Source organism: Pseudomonas kitaguniensis, from assembly GCF_049199985.1.
Taxonomy (GTDB): Bacteria; Pseudomonadota; Gammaproteobacteria; order Pseudomonadales; family Pseudomonadaceae; genus Aquipseudomonas; species Aquipseudomonas kitaguniensis.
This window is the reverse complement of record NZ_JBLZPT010000023.1, coordinates 18461-39025: the sequence shown is the minus strand read 5'-3', so window position 1 is coordinate 39025 and position 20565 is coordinate 18461. Positions and strand designations below refer to the sequence as shown.

General features: G+C 58.7%; 9 protein-coding genes. 4 read left to right on the top strand and 5 right to left on the bottom strand.

The window, feature by feature from the left end; all coding sequences use genetic code 11:
• Positions 1–156: 156 nt before the first annotated feature.
• Positions 157–1083, top strand: a complete 927-nt coding sequence (locus ACOZK9_RS22465) for a GGDEF domain-containing protein (RefSeq protein WP_058411929.1) — start codon at positions 157–159, stop codon at positions 1081–1083.
• 55 nt (positions 1084–1138) lie between these two features.
• On the opposite strand, the gene ACOZK9_RS22460 is transcribed toward ACOZK9_RS22465, so the two are convergent.
• The 5 genes from ACOZK9_RS22460 to trhO form a co-directional block, all read right to left on the bottom strand.
• Positions 1139–1912 (bottom strand): iron-containing redox enzyme family protein, encoded by a 774-nt coding sequence (locus tag ACOZK9_RS22460; protein WP_421556608.1) that lies wholly within the window; start codon positions 1910–1912, stop codon positions 1139–1141.
• A 78-nt stretch (positions 1913–1990) separates the two neighbouring features.
• Positions 1991–4465, bottom strand: a complete 2475-nt coding sequence (locus tag ACOZK9_RS22455) for an EAL domain-containing protein (protein WP_122250583.1) — start codon at positions 4463–4465, stop codon at positions 1991–1993.
• Positions 4466–4661: 196 nt separating this feature from the next.
• Positions 4662–6479, bottom strand: coding sequence for an ABC transporter ATP-binding protein (locus tag ACOZK9_RS22450; RefSeq protein WP_421556607.1), 1818 nt, complete (start codon positions 6477–6479; stop codon positions 4662–4664).
• Positions 6480–6486: 7 nt separating this feature from the next.
• The gene (locus ACOZK9_RS22445) at positions 6487–7122 is read right to left on the bottom strand and encodes a DsbA family protein (protein ID WP_122250582.1); all 636 of its coding nucleotides are present in this window, start codon (positions 7120–7122) and stop codon (positions 6487–6489) included.
• 3 nt (positions 7123–7125) lie between these two features.
• The gene (trhO, locus tag ACOZK9_RS22440) at positions 7126–8067 is read right to left on the bottom strand and encodes an oxygen-dependent tRNA uridine(34) hydroxylase TrhO (protein WP_122250581.1); all 942 of its coding nucleotides are present in this window, start codon (positions 8065–8067) and stop codon (positions 7126–7128) included.
• Positions 8068–8302: 235 nt separating this feature from the next.
• Between trhO and ACOZK9_RS22435 the strand changes: the two genes are divergently transcribed.
• From ACOZK9_RS22435 to ACOZK9_RS22425, 3 genes are read left to right on the top strand one after another with little or no spacing between them, the layout of a single operon-like run.
• The gene (locus ACOZK9_RS22435) at positions 8303–11095 is read left to right on the top strand and encodes a Tc toxin subunit A (protein WP_421556590.1); all 2793 of its coding nucleotides are present in this window, start codon (positions 8303–8305) and stop codon (positions 11093–11095) included.
• Between the two features lie 44 nt (positions 11096–11139).
• Entirely contained in the window at positions 11140–15954 is a 4815-nt protein-coding gene (locus ACOZK9_RS22430; protein WP_421556589.1) for a Tc toxin subunit A-related protein, read from the top strand.
• A complete protein-coding gene (locus ACOZK9_RS22425; RefSeq protein WP_421556588.1) occupies positions 15951–20534 on the top strand; it encodes a SpvB/TcaC N-terminal domain-containing protein in 4584 nt (1527 codons plus the stop codon). The genes ACOZK9_RS22430 and ACOZK9_RS22425 overlap by 4 nt, the downstream gene beginning before the upstream one ends.
• Positions 20535–20565 lie beyond the last annotated feature (31 nt).

Genomic DNA, 20565 nt, shown 5'->3' with positions numbered 1-20565 from the left:
ACAAGACGTGTGGCAGTGCCCGGGGCTTATAACCCACGGCAAAGCGGTCTAAACTGTTTCTCAAGTTTCACGGAACTGAAGGAACAGTCAGACGCTTGGCACTCGCCACGCTCACCGAGCCTGTAGGACAGTTTAGCGCTTAGAGGCCGTCAACTTATGAAAACACCGACCCAGACCAACGCAATTGACTTCGACAGCGCTAAATTGCAACGCCTGGGGTTTGGTCAGCCATCTCTGCGTCCTCACCGCCCCGTCACTTTTTCCGAACTTCGCCGGCAATTGGGTCAGCAATTGCAGACCAGCCTGGAACCGGAACGCATCTTGGGTTTGTTCTTTCGCGAGATCCAGCGGTTGGTGCCTCTCGACGCGCTGCACTATCGCCATGAAGCCAGCGACTTGCGCCTGGAGTTCGGGCAGCGCGGCCACCATTCGGTCAGCTACACCTTGAGCCATGAAGGCGAGCATTTGGGCGAGCTGATCTTCCGTCGCAACCAGCGCTTTATGGAAGACGAACTCGGCCAGCTTGAGTCCCTGCTCGCGAGCTTGCTTTACCCTATGCGCAACGCGCTGCTCTACCGCGCCGCCACCCGCAGCGCGCTGCGTGACCCATTGACTGAAACCGGCAATCGCATCGCCATGGACCAGACCCTGCAACGGGAAATCGACATGGCGAAGCGGCACTTGAGCCCGCTGTCCTTGCTGATGCTGGACATTGATCACTTCAAGACAATTAACGACACCTACGGCCATGCAGCCGGCGATGCGGTGCTGCGCGCGGTGGCCGCCTCGATCAAAAGCCAGCTGCGCAATGTGGACATGGTGTTTCGGTTTGGCGGGGAAGAGTTTCTGATCCTGCTCTCGAATACCGGACGGGACGCGGCAGAAATGGTCGGCGAGCGCTTGCGCCGTGCAGCGCAAGCTCAGGATTACTGGGCAGATGACATGCGCATTGACTTGACGGTGAGTCTGGGCTGCTCGACCTTGTTGGCCGCCGAATCTGCCGAAAGCCTGTTGCGCCGGGCGGACAGCGCCTTGTACGTGGCCAAACGCGAGGGCCGCAACCGCCTGGCAATGGCGGGGTAACTATCCCGCCACATCCCCGCCACATCCCCCTCACATCCCCGCCAACTCGCTTACATCAAGCCTCGCTGGCGATGCGCGCCTGACGCTCGCGAAACACGGCTGGCGGCTTTTCCTGGTCTGCTTCCAAGCGCATGCAGCTTTCCAAAAACAGGTACATGTAGTCGTAGCTCTTGCGCACGGCATCGCGCAGCTCTATCTGCAGGGCTTTGCTTGGGTTCATGCCGGCCAGGGTGCAGATGATTTCCAGCGCTTCCCAAGGGTGAGCATCGTCGTACTGGGCATGCATCTTCAGCCACTTCATGGCGCGCTTGCGGTCTTCTTCAGGGAAGGCTGCCGCATACACACCGGTAGAACAGACCACGGCGGACCACTCGCCGGTCGCCCCCTCGATCGCATAGTTGGTCGCAGCAATCGCGACGATCAATGAATCGGCCGAGCTGGTGTGCCAGCACCAATGGCTCAGTGCGTGCAACTCAGGCGGTACGTTCTGCGCTTGCAGCTCTTCGAGGCTGACACCATGCGCGCAGGCCCAATTCACCCAGTAATCGGCGTGGTTGAGTTCCACGCGAATATTGCGCATCAACCACCGGCGCGCCATGTCCTCGCCAGGGTGGCGGGCAAACTTGGTCTTGGTGAGGTTCTGTGCCATGTACAAGGCAAACTGTTCAACCACTGGCCAACCACCGATCAGGTAGTGGCGCAGGGTCTTGGCGCTGAGCGTGTTATCACGCATGCGCTGGTACAGTTCGTGCTCGACAACCCGGCGCTTGCTTTCGCTACAGTCCTGGATCAATTGCTGCGCCCAGGCAGGGTAACTCGAGGCTTCCATAAGCGGGCCGGTTCTGTTGAATGTGTCGATCACTGTAGGGCTCCTTTTTAAGTGTGATTTTACAGACCAGTAAATGTTTCAGCGGAACGTGCCGGGCGCCTTGAACAACAAAGGCTGCGGCCGCGCGGGTCGGCATTGCAAGCTGTCACAGGTAAACAATTGCGGGCGCTCAATCAGATAGCCTTGAGCGTAATCCACACCGATCTCAAGCAGTGCCTGTTCGATTTGCGGTGTTTCAACAAACTCGGCAATTGTGCGCTTACCCATGACGTGACCTATGTGGTTAATCACTTCGACCATAGCGCGGTTAATCGGGTCGTCCAGCATATCCTTTACGAAACTTCCATCGATCTTCAAGAAGTCTACAGGTAAATGTTTGAGATAAGCGAACGAGGACATTCCGGCGCAGAAGTCATCGAGTGAGAAATGGCAGCCTAACGCTTTGAGTTCATTAATAAACCTGATCGCACTGCCCAAATTGGCAATGGCAACGGTCTCGGTTATTTCAAAACAAATCATTTCCGCAGGTATGCTGTAAGCCTCGAATTTCTCATGTAAAAACTCTAAAAAATCGTCATCTCCGATAGTAATGCCTGACAGATTTATCGCACACATGGCCATGGGGCGGCCTGGCCGCTCATGTATGCAGCGGGCAATAATTTTGAATACATTATCAACTACCCAGCGGTCCAGGGACGTCATCAACCCATAACGTTCGGCCGCAGGAATAAAACTGTTGGGAAGAATTATTCGACCCGCCTCATCGTGCAGCCGCAGCAGGATTTCGACATGCCCGTTACCGGCGTCGGTGTTGCCCAGCGCCGAGATTTCCTGCGCATACAGGCAAAAGCGGTTTTCCTCCAGGGCGATATGCAAACGCTGCACCCAGGCCATTTCGCCAAAACGCACGGACAGCTCCGAGTCATCGTCGTGATACACCTGCACACGGTTGCGGCCCTTTTCCTTGGCCATATAGCACGCCATATCGGCGGCCCGCAGCGACGTTTCCAAGGTGGTCGGGGTGTGCGAGATATGCACCAGGCCAATACTCACAGTGGTCATGAACGGGCGACCCTTCCACACAAAATGCAGGCTCTGCACGGTGTGCCGCAGGCTTTCGGCGATCTTCTCCGCGACCAGTGCCGGGCAGTTCTCCAACAGAATGCCGAACTCGTCGCCCCCCAGGCGCGCAAGGGTGTCACCTTCGCGCAAGTCTGATTGCAGCAGTGCGCAAATATGCCGTAACAGCTCGTCACCCGCCGCATGGCCGCAGGTGTCGTTGACCAGCTTGAACTGGTCCAGGTCGAGAAACATCAGCGCATGCCTTCCGTTTGGCTGGCGCGTCACCTGTTGCAACACCTGCTCGAGACGGAACTCGAATTCGCGGCGGTTGGCCAGGCCCGTCAGGGCGTCGTGGGTCGCTTGCCACGACAAATTGGCGATGTACTGTCGCTCTTGAGTCATGTCGTGCAGCACCAGCACCGCGCCGCTGACCCGGCCGGCACTGATGATCGGCGCGCCCACCAGGGTGACCGACACCGTGCTGCCGTCCAGACGCTGGATCAGTTTGGAGTGTTCGCTGCCGCCACTGAGCCGGCCCTTGATAATGTGCTCGATCAGGGCAAACCCGTCGGGCTCGGCATTTTCATCCAGCAGCTTGAATAATGCCGCCAGGGGCAAGCCCTGCGCCTGGGCAGTTTTCCAGTGGGTCAGCGCCTCGGCCGCAGGGTTCATGTAGGCGATGGCGCCGTCGACATCGGTGGTGATCACGCCGTCGCCGATCGACTCAAGGGTAGTCTGCGCACGCTCGCGCTCCATCTGCAACGCGTCGGCGAACGCGTGGCGCTGTGTCAGCAATTTATGCGTCCGCAACAGCGCCAGGGCAATCAGGCACAGGGCGGTCGCAAGGTTGGTGATCAACAACAGCCGCAGGATGACCCGCGAACCTTCGCCCAGGGCATCGCTGAAGGCCTTGGCGGCTGGCGCGACGCCGTCGTTGATCGCAATGATGTGCGCCTTCCATTCACTCACATCCAGGCTGTTGACTTGACCGCTGCTGATCGCCCGATGCATCGCCTGAGCCAAGTCATCCAATTGCACCAGGTAAGCGTCGCCCACGGTCCACGATTCAATGGCTTTTTCCAGGTAGGTAAAATGCCGGAAATTGAGGTACAGCCAGATCAGGCTGGACACGTCATCGGGGTGGTTGCCGCCTTTGAGAATGCCTTGGCGTGCAGCGGCGAGGTCTGGCGTGGGGCGGTCCAGCGCGACGCGCAGTTCATGGCCGCCCTGGGGCACGGCGATGGCTTGCTGGTATTTGAGGAAGGTCGCCTCGTCGCGCTTGTCGGCGTAAAGGGTCAGGTAATAGATGGCATCTTTCTGGCCTTTGGACCATAGACTTTCACCCGCCACATAACCGCGTACAGCCGACAGTACGTAAAGGCTCACGCAGCCCAATAACGCCTGAAGCAGTACCACTGCGATAAAAGGCCAGACGATGCCCAATAACCGAGGGGTACTAAACGTCATTCCAAGAGTGCGCTTTTGCTTCATGAGGTCCCTTGCATAAGCACTACCAAAAACACGCGAGTGGTTAACGCTCCTGACAGCACAGCTCTGGCTAACGTCGTTCAATCCGATCAGCTACGACGTGCCTATCCAAGGCGGGCGCCGTAAACAGTTCAGCAGGGCCACTGTGTTTGCAGAGGGCCCTCGTACTAAGCACAGAACATGTTTCAAACTAAACAGTTCAAACTTGCTGTAAATGCCCGTACAGCTTTGCATAAAGGCCACCATCGGCGATCAGTTGCTGATGGTCGCCATCCTCGGCGATATGCCCACCATCAAACACCAGCACACGGTCAGCCTGTTTCACCGCCGAAAGCCGGTGGGCGATGATCAGTGTAGTACGCCCACTGAGAAACCGCGCCAGCGCTTGATGGAGGTTGTACTCGGTGGCAGCGTCCAGGGCAGAGGTGGCCTCATCCAAGATCACCACTTTAGGCTCGGCCAACACCATTCTGGCGATGGCCAAGCGTTGGCGCTGCCCGCCGGAAAAACGCACACCGGAGCGCCCCACCACACTGTCAAGCCCCAAGGGCAGTGCCTTGACGGTAGCATCCAATTGGGCGATTTCCAGTGCCTGCCAACACGCTTGGTCGGTACGTGTGCGGCCCATGGTCAGGTTGGCGCGCACCGTATCGTTGAACAGCGCCGGATGTTGCAGCACTACAGCAACGTTTTCACGAATGGTCGCGAGCCCGATTTCCTGCTGGATCGCCCCGCCGAAGCGAATGCTGCCAGCCTGCGGCGTGTAGAGCCCCAACAGCAATTGCACCAGGGTACTTTTGCCGCCGCCGCTGGCGCCGACAATCGCCACCTTCTCACCCGGCGCGATGGTCAGGTTCAACTGATCGAGCACGCGGTCGTCGCCATAGCCGAAATCAACGCCACGCACCTCAATGCCGACGGTCTCACGCCCGGTGAACGGGTCTTCGCCGCCTGCGTATTGCGGCTCGTCGGCACGCGCCAGCAGTTCGTTGATCCGCGTCAGCGCCCCGCCCGCCGCATAGAAGGCGTATTGCAGGTTGAGCAACTGCTCCACCGGGCCGATCATGAACCATAAGTAGCTGAATACCGCGAGCATCTGGCCGATCGACAGGTCGGAAAACAATACGGTGAGCATCGCCGCTGCGCGAAAGATGTCGATGCCGAACTGGAACAGCAAGCCACTGGCGCGGCTGGAGGCGTCGGTTTTCCACTGCGAGTGAATCGCGTAGTCACGCACTTCCTTGGCACGCTGGCCAAGGCGGCCGAGGAAAAAGCCCTGACGGTTGCCGGCGCGCACTTCCTGGATAGCGTCGAGGGTTTCGGTCAGCGCCTGCGTGAAGCGCGAGGTGCTGTCGTTCTCCAGCTTCTTCAGGTGCTTGACGCGCTTGCCCAACTGCACCGTGGCGTAGATCACCAACGGGTTGAACAACAAAATCAGCAACGCCAGTTGCCAATGCATCCACACCAGGATCGCCGAGGTGCCAACCAGGGTCAGCATGGCCACGAGGAAACGGCTGAGGGTTTCGCCGACAAACTTGTCCAGCGTATCCAGGTCGGTCACCAGATGCGTGGTCACCGTGCCGCTGCCGAGGCTTTCGTATTCACTCAGGGAAATGCGCTTGAGCCGCTCGATCAGCCGCACGCGGATGCGGTACACGATGTCTTTGGCCAGCCGCGCAAACAAGCGCGACTGCACCACACCGAACACCAGCGCACCAGAGCGCAGCGTCAAGGTCACCAACAGCATCAGGCCGATATAACCGGCCGCCTTCTGCCAGCCCAAGGGCAGCGCGTGGTTCATCACCTTCAGCGCCGCATCGCCCTGGCCCAGCAACACTTCGTCGACCAGTAACGGCAACAGCAAAGGGATGGGCACGCTGCACAGGGTCGCCAGCACGGCGACGCCATTGGCGATCCACAGGGATTTCTTGTGGCGCAGGGCGAGGCGGCGAATTTCTGCCCAGGTCAGGCGATCAGTGCGCTGGGGCGGCTCGCCACCGTCCGGCTGGTCATGCACAGGTTTTTCATACACAGGCGGCTCGCTCCAACCAACGGGCGAGCAATGGCGACAACTCGGAGAGTGGCTGGTAACCGTTGGTCAACAAGGCCATCTGGCCATTACGCTCGGCGAGCAACGTCGGGAAACCGTCGATGCCCAAATCCTTCACCCAAGTGAAATCAGCAGCCGTCGCGGCGTGTTGCTCGGCGCGGTCGAAGGCACCGGCAAACTCGATACGCGGTATGCCCGCCTCCTCCGCCAGTTCCACCAGCACACTGGCGAGGGTCACATCGCGCCCCTCTACATAAAACGCATGCTGGATCAGCCCCAGCAGCGTCCAGGCGCAATCCGGTGCCAGGCTGCGCGCAGTGACGATGGCGCGGCAGGCCGGCTCCGTGTCGTAGACAAAACCTTCGGGCAACGCCCCCTCAAACGTGAACGACTGACCAGTGGCATCCGTTACCGCCTGCCAGTGTTCGAGGATGTAACGCCGGGTGGTGGGTTCCAATGCCGCGCCGCTGCCGGTGCGCAAGCCGCCCACCACCAGGTGCAGTTCGACGCCGGCGGCCTGAGCCTGCTCAACCAAGGCTTTGGCAACGGGCGCAAAGCCCCAGCACCAGGAACACATCGGGTCCATTACATAGAGCAGGCGCGCGGGCATGGGTCAGGCCTCGGAAGGGGTTTGCTTATAGTTGAAGCCAATCGGGTGCGGCATATTGCGGGCCTTGGCCAGTTCAATCTGCTTTTGCCGGTCGATTGCGCTGCGACGGGTCTTCTCCGGCAGCTTATCCCAGCAATGCGGGCAACTGATGCCGGCCACATAGTGCTCGGACGCGCGGTCTTCTACGCTCACCGGTGTGCGGCAGGCATGGCATTGATCGTAGTCGCCTTCGCTCAGGTCGTGACGCACGGTCACCCGGTTGTCGAACACAAAGCAGTCGCCCTGCCATTTAGTCTCCGCCTGCGGCACCTCTTCGAGGTACTTCAAGATACCGCCCTTGAGGTGGTAAACCTCGTCAAAGCCTTCGCTGAGCATGTAGCTTGAGGCCTTTTCGCAACGAATACCGCCCGTGCAGAACATGGCGACTTTCTTGTGCTTGGCCGGGTCGAAGTTGGCTTTGATATAGTCGGGAAATTCGCGAAAGCTAGTAGTTTTCGGGTCAATCGCGCCTTCGAAGGTGCCGATCGACACTTCGTAGTCGTTGCGCGTATCGATCAACAGCACTTCCGGGTCGCTGATCAGCGCGTTCCAGTCCTGCGGGTTGACGTAGGTGCCAACTTTTTTGTTCGGGTCGACGCCTTCAACGCCCAGGGTCACGATCTCTTTTTTCAGTTTGACCTTGGTGCGGTAGAACGGCTGGTCGTCGCAGTAGGATTCTTTGTGGTCGATGTCGACCATGCGCGGGTCGTTCTTCAGCCAGGCCATCAGGCCATCAATGCCTTCGCGGCTGCCGGAAACGGTGCCGTTGATGCCTTCTTCGGCGATCAGCAAGGTGCCTTTGATGCCGTTGTCGACCATCGCCTGCAGCAGTGGCTCGCGCAGGGCGACGTAATCTTCCAGGGTGACGAACTTATACAGTGCCGCCACGACAATCGGTTGAGTCATGGGTGTTCTCTCCAGGTGGCTACCCTCGTAAAGGGTGAACCGGATATCAAAAAACGCCAACGTGGTAAGGCGCGGGCGGATTCTAGCAAAACCTGCCTCGGTATGGCATCGACTCTGACGCGCTGATATTTCCCTAGTGCTATCGCAGCACCGCCTGACGCAGGCCGCGACAGCCTGCGTGATAGCGTTTCCTGCCCCTCCGGATCTGCCGGAGGGATTGAAGGAACCTATGGATATGGAAGCCGACACCAGCCCCTTGCTTGCTCAACTGATTGACCACGCCCGCCCGCCTGCGCATGGCCGGGACGATTTCAAGACCGCTCTGCAGCGCCTCAATATCAACTCGGTGTTCGACATCGTGCGCGTGTCCGAGCGCGAGTTCGCCAAGCAATTGGCAACCTGCAATGACGACGATGCCCACCCGGTGTACCTCAAGGCCCAGAGTGCCGCCGCGCAACTGGAGACATTATTTCGCCAACAACAAGTCGCGTCAGACGCCACTGCCCTGCGCAATAAACGCAAGGTTGCCGCCGAAACCGGAGCGACCTACCAAGCCTTGTTCAACGAGAACTGGCAACAGTTCTGCTCCAGCACCTCCATCGCCGCAGTCGATTCGCCAGCGGCGTACCTGCGGGCGCTCTACCTGTTCGCCATGCAACTGGAACAAAACGCCCAAGGGTCAAACGCCGTCACGTTGAACGATCGACGCGCGGACCTGCACGCGCTGGTGATCGACCAACACAGCGTGTCGGGTCAGGTGCCCATGTTGTCGATCATCAACCAGACCTTGCTCAAAAATATAACGGGCGCCGACGACAAGGATGCCTACACGTTACTGAGCAAAACCTGGTATCCATTTTCTCTGCCCTACCACTTTCACCATCAGCAATGCCGACTGAGTCTGGCAGGCGACACGCCGGCGTTGGGCGAATTGAACTATCGCATCAGTCGCGAGCTGCCGCTGGCAGCAAAAGCCGGCGCTTACGGGCAGGTCATCACCCAGAATAACGAGGCCCAATGCTTGTTATCCGGGTTGAGCCCTGAACAACAAACACTGCTGAAAAATAGCCTGGTCGCCGCAGACGGCGCGCACACTTTTTTTCGTGACTATTACCAGTGGCGAGAGACGCCAAAAGGTCCCGAGAAGATCAGCGACTTTCTGCGCATCTCACAACTCGATGCCGAACAACTTCAGGCGCTGCTTGCACAACAGACGCACGCACCGCGCAAATCACCTTACTGCCCGCAGAGCACGCACCTGACGTACGGCGCGTGTTACGTCAACGGCGCAACCACGCCCGTTATCAGCCTGGACAACAGCGCGCCTGCCCAACTGGTCAACGTTAACCCTGAGCGCTTCGACAGGTTGCAACGCATGATTCGCCTGCAGCGCTGGCTCGGCCTGCCGTTCGCGCAACTGGACACCCTGATAACCAGCGTCATGCGCTGCGAGGGCAGCAGTAACCCTTCGCTGCTGATCAGCCATAACACCCTGAGGGCGCTGGGCGTTTTTTGCTATCTAAGCAAACACTACGGGCTGCAGGCCGAGGAGTTTGCCGCCTGGCTCCATCAGTTGCCCGTGCATGCCTCAGGCGAGCGCCTGCCCTTGTTTGATCAGGTATTCAATCGCGCAGGCTCTGCTCTGCCACCGCTGTATCTGGACGGCGGTGCATTCGACGCGACCACTCGGCAACAACTCTGCGCGGGGTTGGGCCTGCAAGACACCCAGACGTCGCTGCAGCTACTGATCAGCCCCGAAGTGCCTGCCACACGTACGATCGAGACCGTCAGCGCGATTTATCGGCAAGCACACATTGCCCGCCTGTTTGGCCTGTCGGTCCTGGACTGCCAGCAATGGCTGCACATGCTCGGGCAGGCGACCTTCGCAACGCAACTGCGTAATCCGACATTACGCCGCAAGCCGAAAGGCGCGACTGACTTCCTCGATATGCTCATGCACCTGGACTGGGCCAGCCGCTGGCTCAAGCAAAGCGGGAACAGCCTGTCACTGTTAAACCCTCAACGATCGCTGCACCCATTGGCCCAAGACCCTGCCATTAAGCAGCTGGTCAACGCGTTCGCCGCCTACGACCAGGCGTCTCTCGCCCAAAAGTTGAAGCGACTGACCCTGCCTCAACAAAACGCTGATGAAAGAGACGACGAAAAAAATCACCTGCCCGCGATTGATTGGGCGTCCATCGGCCAGCAGGTACTGCAAAGGATTCGCGCTGTCGCGAGCGTGGAAGCTGCGCTGAATGACGTTCTAACGCCGCTTAAAATAAGCGTCGACGCTGTTCGTAATGCATTTTTGATCGAGCAAGCCAGGCTCATCCTCCTGCCCCTATTGAGCGAGGTGCGTGACGAGCTCTGGCGCCTTCATTTACGCCTGAAAGCAATCATTCAAGCCACGGCCCATGCGCCAAGCGATACCAGCGGCCATGTCAAATATGATCATGCCAACCAGTTCCTGCGTTTACACGCGCCCACTGCCCCGCCGCTACACACCCTCGGCTACTTGATACTGCTGTTACCTAACGCCGCCGACATTCTGCAACTTCCGCTCAGCCCACATGCACTGCATCAATTTCTGCTCAATCCGCACTGGCTTGAGAGTGAGTACGCGGTCTCTTCGTTGCTTGAACTGACCCCGCGCACTCTCTACCTCATGCAGCAATTCAAACAGTGCATCACTCGCTGTGGCACCACCGAGGAACAGCTTCTCGCCTACTTCGAACATGCCCATGCCTTACCCAACAGCGCTGTGCAGCCCCCCCCTGAAGAAAAAAACGCGCGACTGGCACAACTTTTAGGCTGGAGTGCCAGTGAAATCGACAGTTTAAGCAGCCAACTGACACCGCCGCGCATTACCTCCATGGACCGCGTGGACTGGGTGCTGCGCTGCCGCCAGGCAAGCGCCGACACCGGCCTGTCGACCCGCATGCTGATTCAGGCCAGCCAGCTTAAAACCGACTCGACGTTTGCCGAATGGAAGGCCGTGGGCGAGGCGCTCACGAGCGCCCAACAGTAACTGACTAATACCCCACTTTTTTTCGACCTGTTCAAGGACTGATCATGTCTCACTCGCTCAATCAACACCTCAATGAAAGCCTGCGCGACGCGATGCTCGCGTATTACCTGACCCACAAAGTGCCTGACGCGTTAAAAAGTAAAATCACCAACGCCGACGCTCTCTACGAGTACTGGCTACTCGACGTGCAGGTCAGCCAAGCCGTGCCGACCAGCCCGGTAGCCTGTGCGATTTCCAGCCTGCAGCAATACATCACGCGCATTCAACTGGGCCTCGAACCCGGTTATGAAACGCATGCGATGACTGCGCAACAGCACCAGACCTGGCGCGAACGCTTGCACACCTACCCACTGTGGAATGCCAACCAACAGCTGCGCTACCACCCCGCCAACTATCTGGACCCGACGTTACGGCGTGACAAGACGGCGAGTTTTCAACACTTGGAAAACGACCTTAGCCAATATCGAATTCAACGGGACACCGTGACCACCGCAGTTAACCGTTACCTTGCCAGGTTCGAAGAGACCGCCAACATACGCACGATCAACGGGTACATCGACGCAGGTTCAAGCGAGCTGTGTAGCGGCACCTATTACTTTGTCGGCAAATCAAGCTCCGAGCATACCTATTACTGGCGCTCCCTCGACCTGTCCAAGCGTTCCGGCGCGGGGCTTGCCCAAGGTGCCTGGTCTGATTGGGAGCGGGTGAACTTATCGGTCTCCGACGCCACTGCCGAGCAGAGTATCCGCCCGGTGTTTTTTAATAATCGAATCTTCTTCATCTGGGCCGAATGCATCAAACCCACCCCCACCAGCGTCTTCAAAGCCGACCAATCGAATGCGGGAGAAAAAGCACAGCTCACCGCATGGATAGACAACCACTACGTCAAGTTTCGGCTTAACTTTTCTTATAAAAAACACGATGGCAGTTGGAGCGTACCGCAGGCGTGTATTGAACAATACTGCGCCACCGAAGACGTCAACGCATCGACCACGGACTTTCTGAAGACGATCACGCAAACGGTGGCGATCGTCGATGCCAGCGGCCCGCCCGTGCTGTTTTTAAGTGTCCTTGCAACCGCACGTAAAGACCCTAAACAGCAGGAGAACTTTATTGGCAAATTTTTCCAGTCGGTGCAAATCGACCAGTCCTTCAACATCACCACGCTCGCCGATGGCGGCAGCCCCGAGCGTTATAGCGTGCTGCCGGGCTCAGACGTGGACGAAGAAATAAACCGGCTGCTGGAACCCTTTGACCCCTCGCAGAAAACCAGGGTGCGCGCGGTACTCCAAAGCACTAACGGCTATTACAGCGAATTGCTACCTGACAACGCCAGGCAATACCTCACCTTCTTTGCGCACAAAAACCAGGGCAACCTGCAGTTCAAGGTAACGCCGGCCTCCAAACATTCGATTTCGGTCACCGTGCAAACGCCGTTCGCGGACAAAAACGATTGGGACTTTGAAAAACACCAACTGAACATAAAAGACACCGAGCAGAGCGCCGTCGCTTTTGACGCTAATACCGACGAGATTATATTTTCTTCGATTCTCAAAGAGCGCTTTCAACACCCGTACACCGTCACCTTGAGCGCAAGGCGCACGACGCCTATCACCATCACACTGATGACCGATGCGGCATTGGACGACCCCAACACGACTCAACTCAAACTGAGCAAGGGTTCTAAAATCACCGGCACGGTAGAAGTATTAACCTCTGATTTTTATGCACTCTATTTTAAAAACGCGACCACGCATGAAGAATACCCCAACGCTGTACACGACGAAGATGGGTCACTGTTTACCTCTACACCCGAGCAAGTCGGCGACACTACCCTTTCGCTGGAAGGCAAATTTATCGACAAGAACGCTTTCGTAAATCTGTACACGCACAAACACTTTCACATCACGCTTAACCGTTACGGCCATTACCACCTGCCTGAAAAACTGAACCAGTTGCACTCCCAAAATGTGCTGCTGATCAACAACACCGACGTGGCCACCTCGACGTTGCGCGCCTACAAACACATCATCATGAGTGCAAACTTTCAAGACTACCCCTTCACCGAAACCATCAACGCCAATTCACATAAAATCATCAACTTTCAGCACACGTCTCACGAAAGCCTCGCCAGCTCCACGCCCGAACTGCCTGCCGGGCATCGGGCCACCACGCGTATTTCAATAACACGCGCGCAGGCGGCGTCCGGCATTACCCTGATCCATGGGGTGGTGACACTTGAGCCCAGCGCCGACGGCCCGAAAATTCTCGGCTACGCACTAAAAGCCGCCACCTTGAAACTGGCCGCGCCCGTGTCTGACGCGCCGCTTAGCCAGCAACTCGCGCCGACCATCAAACGCTATGCATCGGAAACCCTCGGCAGCGCCGAATTCATTGATTTTTCAAACAGCAAAGACACGCTGCCTGCCGGCCTGCCGACCACCCTGCGTATGAACACCTGCTTTGCCGGCAAGCTGATTCAGGCAGCCAACATCAGTCTCGAACACCTGTTTTCGTTAACCCCGAAAACCTGGCAGGAGCCTCCACTTGCGCCGGGTGGTACAGCGCAAGATATCGACTTCAAAGGCGCTAACGGCAAGTATTTCTGGGAGCTGTTCCTGTATGTGCCCTGGCTGATCGCCCATCGCCTTAACCAGGAACAGCAGTATGACGAAGCACACACCTGGCTCCGCTACCTATTCGACCCTGCGCGGGCAGCCGAGGGTTCCATTGACCGCCCGGCCTTTTGGGGCTTCAGCGAGCTGCTGCGAGAAGATCAGGCCCCGGGCCATGCCACCCACGACCCTCACGCGCTGGCGGTTCGTGCGCCGGTGCATTTTCGCAAAGCGATCTACCTGTTTTACCTCGATATTCTGCTCAATCGCGGCGACGCTGCCTATCGCCAGCTCACCCCGGACAGCCTGACGCACGCCAAACTCTGGTACACGCGAGCGCATCAGTTCCTCGGCACACGCCCCAGCATCACCCGTCTTGAACCGTGGTCGAAAATCACCCTCGCCGCCCTCGCAACGTCTGGCTCGCCAGCGCTGATGGCACTTGAGCAGCAAGCCCCGAGCATCGAGATCACGCGCCCGGTTGAAGGCGTCACAGCGGCGTCGCTGACGCTGACCGACTCGCTGTGCCTACCCTTTAACAGTGAGCTGGTGGCTCGCTGGGATACGCTCGAAAGTCGTCTGCATAACCTGCGGAATAACCTCGACATTACCGGTAAACCCTTGCACTTGCCGCTGTACGCGGCCTCGTTGTCACCCCGCAGCCTGGTGGCCGGCCAGGGCAAAGGCGGTTTCGACAACGCGCGTGCCGCTGCGCTTGCGGACACACAGGTCGGCCATTATCGGTTCCAGATCATGCTGGGCCATGCGCTCACGGCGACCGAAGCATTGATTCAATTCGGCCATACGCTGCTGACCCTGATTGAACGCAAGGAGCAGTCTGAATACCTGGAGCTACAGCAACAACAAGCGTGGGACCTGGCCAATATCGTCGTCACTCAACAAACCCAAGCGTTGTTGATCGATCAGAAAAACCGCCAGGCGCTCAACACCAGTCGGCACATAATCGAGGCCCGGCTGCGCTACTACGAACATCAACTCAAAGAAGGTATCAGCCCCTCGGAAGCGCATGCCGGCCTGCTCTACTTGACCAGTACCGGATTCGATACCGCAGGTTCCGCCGCCGCCGCAGGGGCCGGCATCGCGATGATGGCGCCGAACATTTTCGGTACCAGTGTCGGCGGCTCGCGCTGGGAAGGCCCGTTCTATGCCGTTCAAGCCCTGGCCCAAGGCGTTGCGACGGCGCTGCGCGGCACGGCTGCGGACCTTGACCGTACCGAACAATTCCGCCGCCGGGCACAGGAGTGGGCCTATGCTCAGGAGCAAGCCCAACTTGAACTGGCGCAGGTGGATGCTCAGCTACACACCTGCGCCGAACAGGAAAAAGCCACGAGCCTGCAGTTGCGCCTGGCCGAAACTGCCCTGACACACGCCTGGTCGAACTATCAATTACTCGCCCGGCGCTTTTCCAAAGCACAGTTGTATGACTGGCTGAATGTTCAACTCAGCAAGTTCTACTACCAAGTCTATGACCTTAGCCTTTCGCTGTGCCGAACCGCGCAAGCGTGCTGGCAGTACGAGGTTGCGGACTACGCACGCACGTTTATCCAGCCCAGCGCCTGGAACAACAATTACCGTGGTTACCTGGCGGGTGAGGCCCTGAAGCTATCGCTGTTGAGCATGAACACCGCCTACTTGAACAATAACGTGCGGGATCTGGAGATCGTCAAAACTATCTCGTTGCGTCATCACCTCATCGATTGTGTGGTCGCCACGCCCCACGCCAACACCGCTCAAGCCACTCACCTTACAAGCACTGATGACCCCTGGGCTTCACATAAACAACAACTGGTCAGCCAAGGCAGGCTGTGCTTCAAACTCACCGAAGCGCTGTTTGAAGATGATTACCCCGGCCACAGCCTGCGGCGGATCAAAGGCATCAGCGTATCGTTGCCCGCAACGCTGGGGCCTTACCAAGACATCAAAGCGATATTGACCCAGACCCGCAACGAAATCGTATTGCCCACAGGCCAGCGGCGCACGGACATGCGCGTGCATCAGCAAATCGCCCTCTCCACCGGCCTTGATGACAACGGCCTGTTCAGGCTCACGTTCGACAGCAATGATCGCTACTTGCCCTTTGAATACACCGGGGCCATCTCCGACTGGACGCTGGAGTTCCCCAATCCGCCTCAGCAAAAAGCCATACTCGAAACGATCAACGATATTGTCATTCACCTGCGTTACACCGCCAGGGCGACGGCTGCCAGCGGGGGCAACGCATGAGCGACGACAACCTGAACCTGCAGATCAATAGCCCGGCGCTGCCCACCGGTGGCGGTGCCATCCAAGGCACCGGCAAGGGCTGGGGCCCGGTCGGCGCCAGCGGTACGGCAACCTTTGAAATTGCCTTGCCGGTGTCGGCGGCGCGCGGCTATGCGCCAGCCATGGCGCTGACCTACCACAGCACCGCCGGCAACGGCCCGTTCGGGCTGGGTTGGACGCTGCCGATCGGCGCCGTCAGCCGGCGTACGTCCCTGGGCGTGCCTGGCTACACGATCGACGATGTGCTGTTAGGCCCCGACGCGCAAATAGCCTTACCCGAACGCAACGCCGAGGGCGCGATCATCAGCCACCGCGCCGCCTCGTTCAATGGCTTGGCGCTGAGCACCACCTACGTGGTCACCCGGTACTTCCCCAGGGTCGAGAGCCGCTTCGACCGTATGGAACACTGGCAATCGGAAACCGACCGAGCTGGCTTTTGGCTGATACAACGTGCTGATGGCAGCCAACACTTCTACGGCAAAAACGCGTTGGCGCGCATTGCCGATCCCGACCACCCGCACCATGTGGCGCAATGGTTATTGCAGGAAAGCCTGAACGCCCACGGCGAGCACATTTATTACCACTACAAAAAAGAAACCGATCAATCGCGTTACCCACGCGACTGCCGCGCTCAGCACTACCTGGAAAGCGTCTGCTACGGCAACTTCACCGCCAGGGAACAGGAACAGCTTTACCTGTGGCAGACCGAGGATAAACCGACGGTGGGCTGGCACTTTCAATTGCTCTTTGATTATGGCGAACGCGCCCTGGAACCGGATCAGCGACCGACTTATCAGCCAGCCCGTGCATGGCCGGCACGCGGCGACGCTTGCTCGGACTTTGCCTTCGGCTTTGAGTTACGCACGCTGCGCCTGTGCAACCAGATTCTGCTGTATCACCACTTCCCCAAAGAAACGCACATGGGCACCGAGCCAATGCTGGTCAAGCGCTTGCTGCTGGAGTACAGCACCCACGCGCATGTCAGCCTGTTGAGTGCGGCGCACGAGCAGGCCTTCGACGGCGCCGGCAATAGCGTGAGCCGCCCGCCGCTGGAGTGCCTCTATCAATCGGGCCAGCTCAAGTCGGACCCGCGCCGCTATCAGGCCTTCAGCTCGTTGCCCGCGCTCAATGACGGCGATCGGTATCAACTGGTCGACCTGTATGGCGAGGGCATACCGGGTGTGTTGTATCGCACTGACAAAAGTTGGTATTACCGCGAGCCGCTAAGGCCGCAGCACACCGAGACCGGCGACGAGGTGATCTTCGGTGCGGCGCAAGCGTTGACGCGAATCCCGGTAGCCGACAGTACACGGCCCATCCACCAAGCGCTGGCCGATATCAATGGCGACGGTCGGCTGGACTGGCTGGTTGCACAACCGGGCATGAGCGGCTTTTTCAGCCTGGACGAGCAGCGCAATTGGTCAGCCTTCACACCCTTCGATGCGTTTCCGTCGGAGTTCTTCCATGCCCAGGGAGCGCTGGCCGACCTGATGGGCTCGGGTGCCCACGACTTTGCCATGATTGGCCCGCGCAGCGTGCGCCTGTATGCCAATCGCCGAAAATCCGGCTTCGCGCCGGCCATCGAGGTGCCGCATACAGCCGACGACGGCCTACCGATCATTTCCGCCTCGCCTAACGAGCTGGTGGCCTTCAGCGATGTGCTCGCCACGGGCCAACAGCACTTGGTGCGTATCCGCCATAACGAAGTGAAATGTTGGCCGAACCTGGGTCGAGGACGTTTCGCCCAAGGGTTTGTGTTCGCCACGCTGGCATTGCCTTATCAAACATTCCACGCAGCGAATGTGCGGCTGGTCGACCTCAATGGCAGCGGTGCTACCGACTTGCTGTATTTGAGCGCCGATCACCTGAGTATCTTCCTCAATAAAGGCGGCAACGGCTTTGCGGCAAAGGCAATCAAAGTGCCGTGGCCAGACGGCGTGCAATATGACGACCGCTGCCAGGTCAGCCTGGTCGATCTGATCGGCCTGGGCTGCCCGAGCCTGATCTTCAGCGCCGCCCACCAGACGCCGATCCACTGGCGCTACGACTTTTTCACCCAGAAGCCCTGGCGGCTCATGCGCACCTATAACAACATGGGCACACGCGCATCCATCGTGTATCGCAGCAGCGCCCAAGAGTGGTTGGATGAAAAACGTGAACGGCACGCCAACGGCGAGCTTGCCATTTGCCAGTTACCCTTCGCGCTGTGCCTGGTCAGCCAACACACCCGGCAGGATGAAATAACCGGCAACCAACTCACCCAGCGCTTGAGCTACAGGCAGGCTTATTACGACCGGGCCGACCGCGAATTTCGCGGCTTCGGGCTGTTGTTGCAGACCGACACCGACAGCCACAAAAACAACGAAAACACTCAAGGTTTCAGCGCTCCCGTGCGCACCAAGACGTGGTTTCATACCGGCCAGTCGGTTGATATGGCCGTCCTCGGCCATAGCGCCCACGACGTCAAGGCCAAGGCCATCGGCCCAACGCTGTTAAGCCAATACCGGGCGACGGGGCTGGTGCAGCCGCTTGACCATCACGACGACTTGATCAGCGAGCCTGCGCCGTCGCTGTTGCGCGAAGCCGCACATGCACTCAGCGGGGCGGTTCTGCGCGTGGAGGTGATGGCGGCGGACCCGGCGCAGGGCGCAGTGCCCTACTCGGTCACCCAACACCGTTATCTTCTGCGCGAACTGGCACCGCCCAGCGCCCACACGCGCTACGCCCGGCTGCTGCCATTAGCGCTGGAGTCCATCAGCTATCAATACGAAGGCGTGGCAGACGATCCCGTCTGCCGCCACCATATCCACCTGCGAAGAGATGCCTATGGCTGCCTGGTGCATGGCGTCACGATTGATTATGCCCGCCGTACAAGCGCCGACGACTCGGCGCCTGCCGTGCTGGCTGATGAACATCACCAACGCTGGTGGCGCGATACCCATGACAGCGCGCAACAGTCCTATTACCTGCGCGAAACCCTGGCGCAACATATTCATCTGGACGAGCCACAACTGCGCTGCCTGGCCTTGCCCTACCGGCAACGACACAATGCGCTGGTGTTGCCCAAGGCACCCGCAGCCGATGGATTAAACCTTGAGCACATCGCCTATGAACGGTTCATCGATAACCGTAACGGGCCGTTGGCCAGCAGTGCCAAGCGTGAACTGAGTGGTTTGTCGGTGCAGCACTATCGGCAAGCCGGTGGTCACGGCAAGGCCTTGGAGCCGGGCGTCGCGACGACTCAGGCATTGACTGATTACCTTGAAACCGCAGAGCTGGACGGCAAAGCCCTGGATGTCTACAAAGACCTGCCGACTTTGCCCAACCAGCCTCCGGCAGAGCTGGTGCAAAAGCTCACGGACAGCGGCTACCGCACCATGCTGCTGTTTTTTCTTTTCGACGGCGAGGTGCCGCCTGCAGACCATCGATTGTGGTCGATCCGCCGGCACTTCCCGCGCTATGCCAAGGCAACCCGGTTTTATCGTTTAAGGGCGCTGCGCGCGACCGAGGCCCACGGCGAAACAACGCTGGCGTACGACGCCTACGCGCTGCAAATCATTCGGGTGAAAACGCCGGACGGCGGTTTGACCAAAGCCGAATACGACTATCAATCGCTGCTGCCGAAAAAAATTGTCGACCCCAACGGCACCATTCAAGAGGCCCTGTATGACGGTTTTGGGCAGGTACTCGCCAGCACCTTTTACGGCCATGAACACGGCCTTGCGCTGGGGTTTTCGGCGTTGAAAGACTACAGCCCACCCAAGGATGTGACGCCCGCGTTTGCCATTGAAAACGCGAAAGCCGTCTTGCAGAAAGTGGCCAGCGCGCACTGTTACGCTCCGTTTAGCTGGATGGGCAGCGTCGATTTGGCCCTGGTCAAGCCCGAGTGGCTTGCCAAGGCGTATGTGTTGCCCAGCGGGCATATTCGAATGAGCGCGCGGCTGCGCCTGGGTGGCAGTCGCCAAGCGCTCAACGAGAGTGACAAACAACTTAAGGCATTGATCGACAAAGCCGGACGAACACCGGTACATGGGCTCATGCTGCAAGCCGATTGCTACCCGGACGATCCCGCCCAACAGATTCGGCTGAGCTTGAGCTATTGGGATGGCTTTAGCCGCGTCTTGCAGAGCCAACAAAAAACCGAGCCTGGCACGGCCAATGCCGTCGATGAAAAGGGCGACCTGTTGGTCGACGACCTGCCGGGTACTGCGCCCGGCGTCTTCAAGAAACAGCTACGCCAAGTGCATGCCGACCCGCGCTGGCGCGTCAGTGAACGTGTCGAACACAACAACAAAGGCTTGGCCATTCGTATCTACCGTCCTTACTTCGCCAACAAGCACGGCTACATCAATGATCAATCGATGCGCGAGTTGGCTCACAGTGACCAGCAATTCTACGACCCACTGGGGCGCCCCACCCAGACATTGACCGCAAGCGGGTTCATGCGGCGTACCACCCATTGGGCGTGGTACAGCGTGAATGAGGACGAAAACGATACCGATGAAGAAATGCAGGCATCAAAGCAGTTGAAAACCCCGTGACCCGAGTGCGTCGATAGAGGAATGGGCCGTG

What these genes read in the sequence shown, in the direction of transcription:
- ACOZK9_RS22465 (WP_058411929.1), top strand. Translation starts at nt 157, where the DNA reads ATGAAAACACCGACCCAGACCAACGCAATTGACTTCGACAGCGCTAAA.
- ACOZK9_RS22460 (WP_421556608.1), bottom strand. Translation starts at nt 1,912, where the DNA reads ATGGAAGCCTCGAGTTACCCTGCCTGGGCGCAGCAATTGATCCAGGAC.
- ACOZK9_RS22455 (WP_122250583.1), bottom strand. Translation starts at nt 4,465, where the DNA reads ATGAAGCAAAAGCGCACTCTTGGAATGACGTTTAGTACCCCTCGGTTA.
- ACOZK9_RS22445 (WP_122250582.1), bottom strand. Translation starts at nt 7,122, where the DNA reads ATGCCCGCGCGCCTGCTCTATGTAATGGACCCGATGTGTTCCTGGTGC.
- trhO (WP_122250581.1), bottom strand. Translation starts at nt 8,067, where the DNA reads ATGACTCAACCGATTGTCGTGGCGGCACTGTATAAGTTCGTCACCCTG.
- ACOZK9_RS22435 (WP_421556590.1), top strand. Translation starts at nt 8,303, where the DNA reads ATGGAAGCCGACACCAGCCCCTTGCTTGCTCAACTGATTGACCACGCC.
- ACOZK9_RS22430 (WP_421556589.1), top strand. Translation starts at nt 11,140, where the DNA reads ATGTCTCACTCGCTCAATCAACACCTCAATGAAAGCCTGCGCGACGCG.
- ACOZK9_RS22425 (WP_421556588.1), top strand. Translation starts at nt 15,951, where the DNA reads ATGAGCGACGACAACCTGAACCTGCAGATCAATAGCCCGGCGCTGCCC.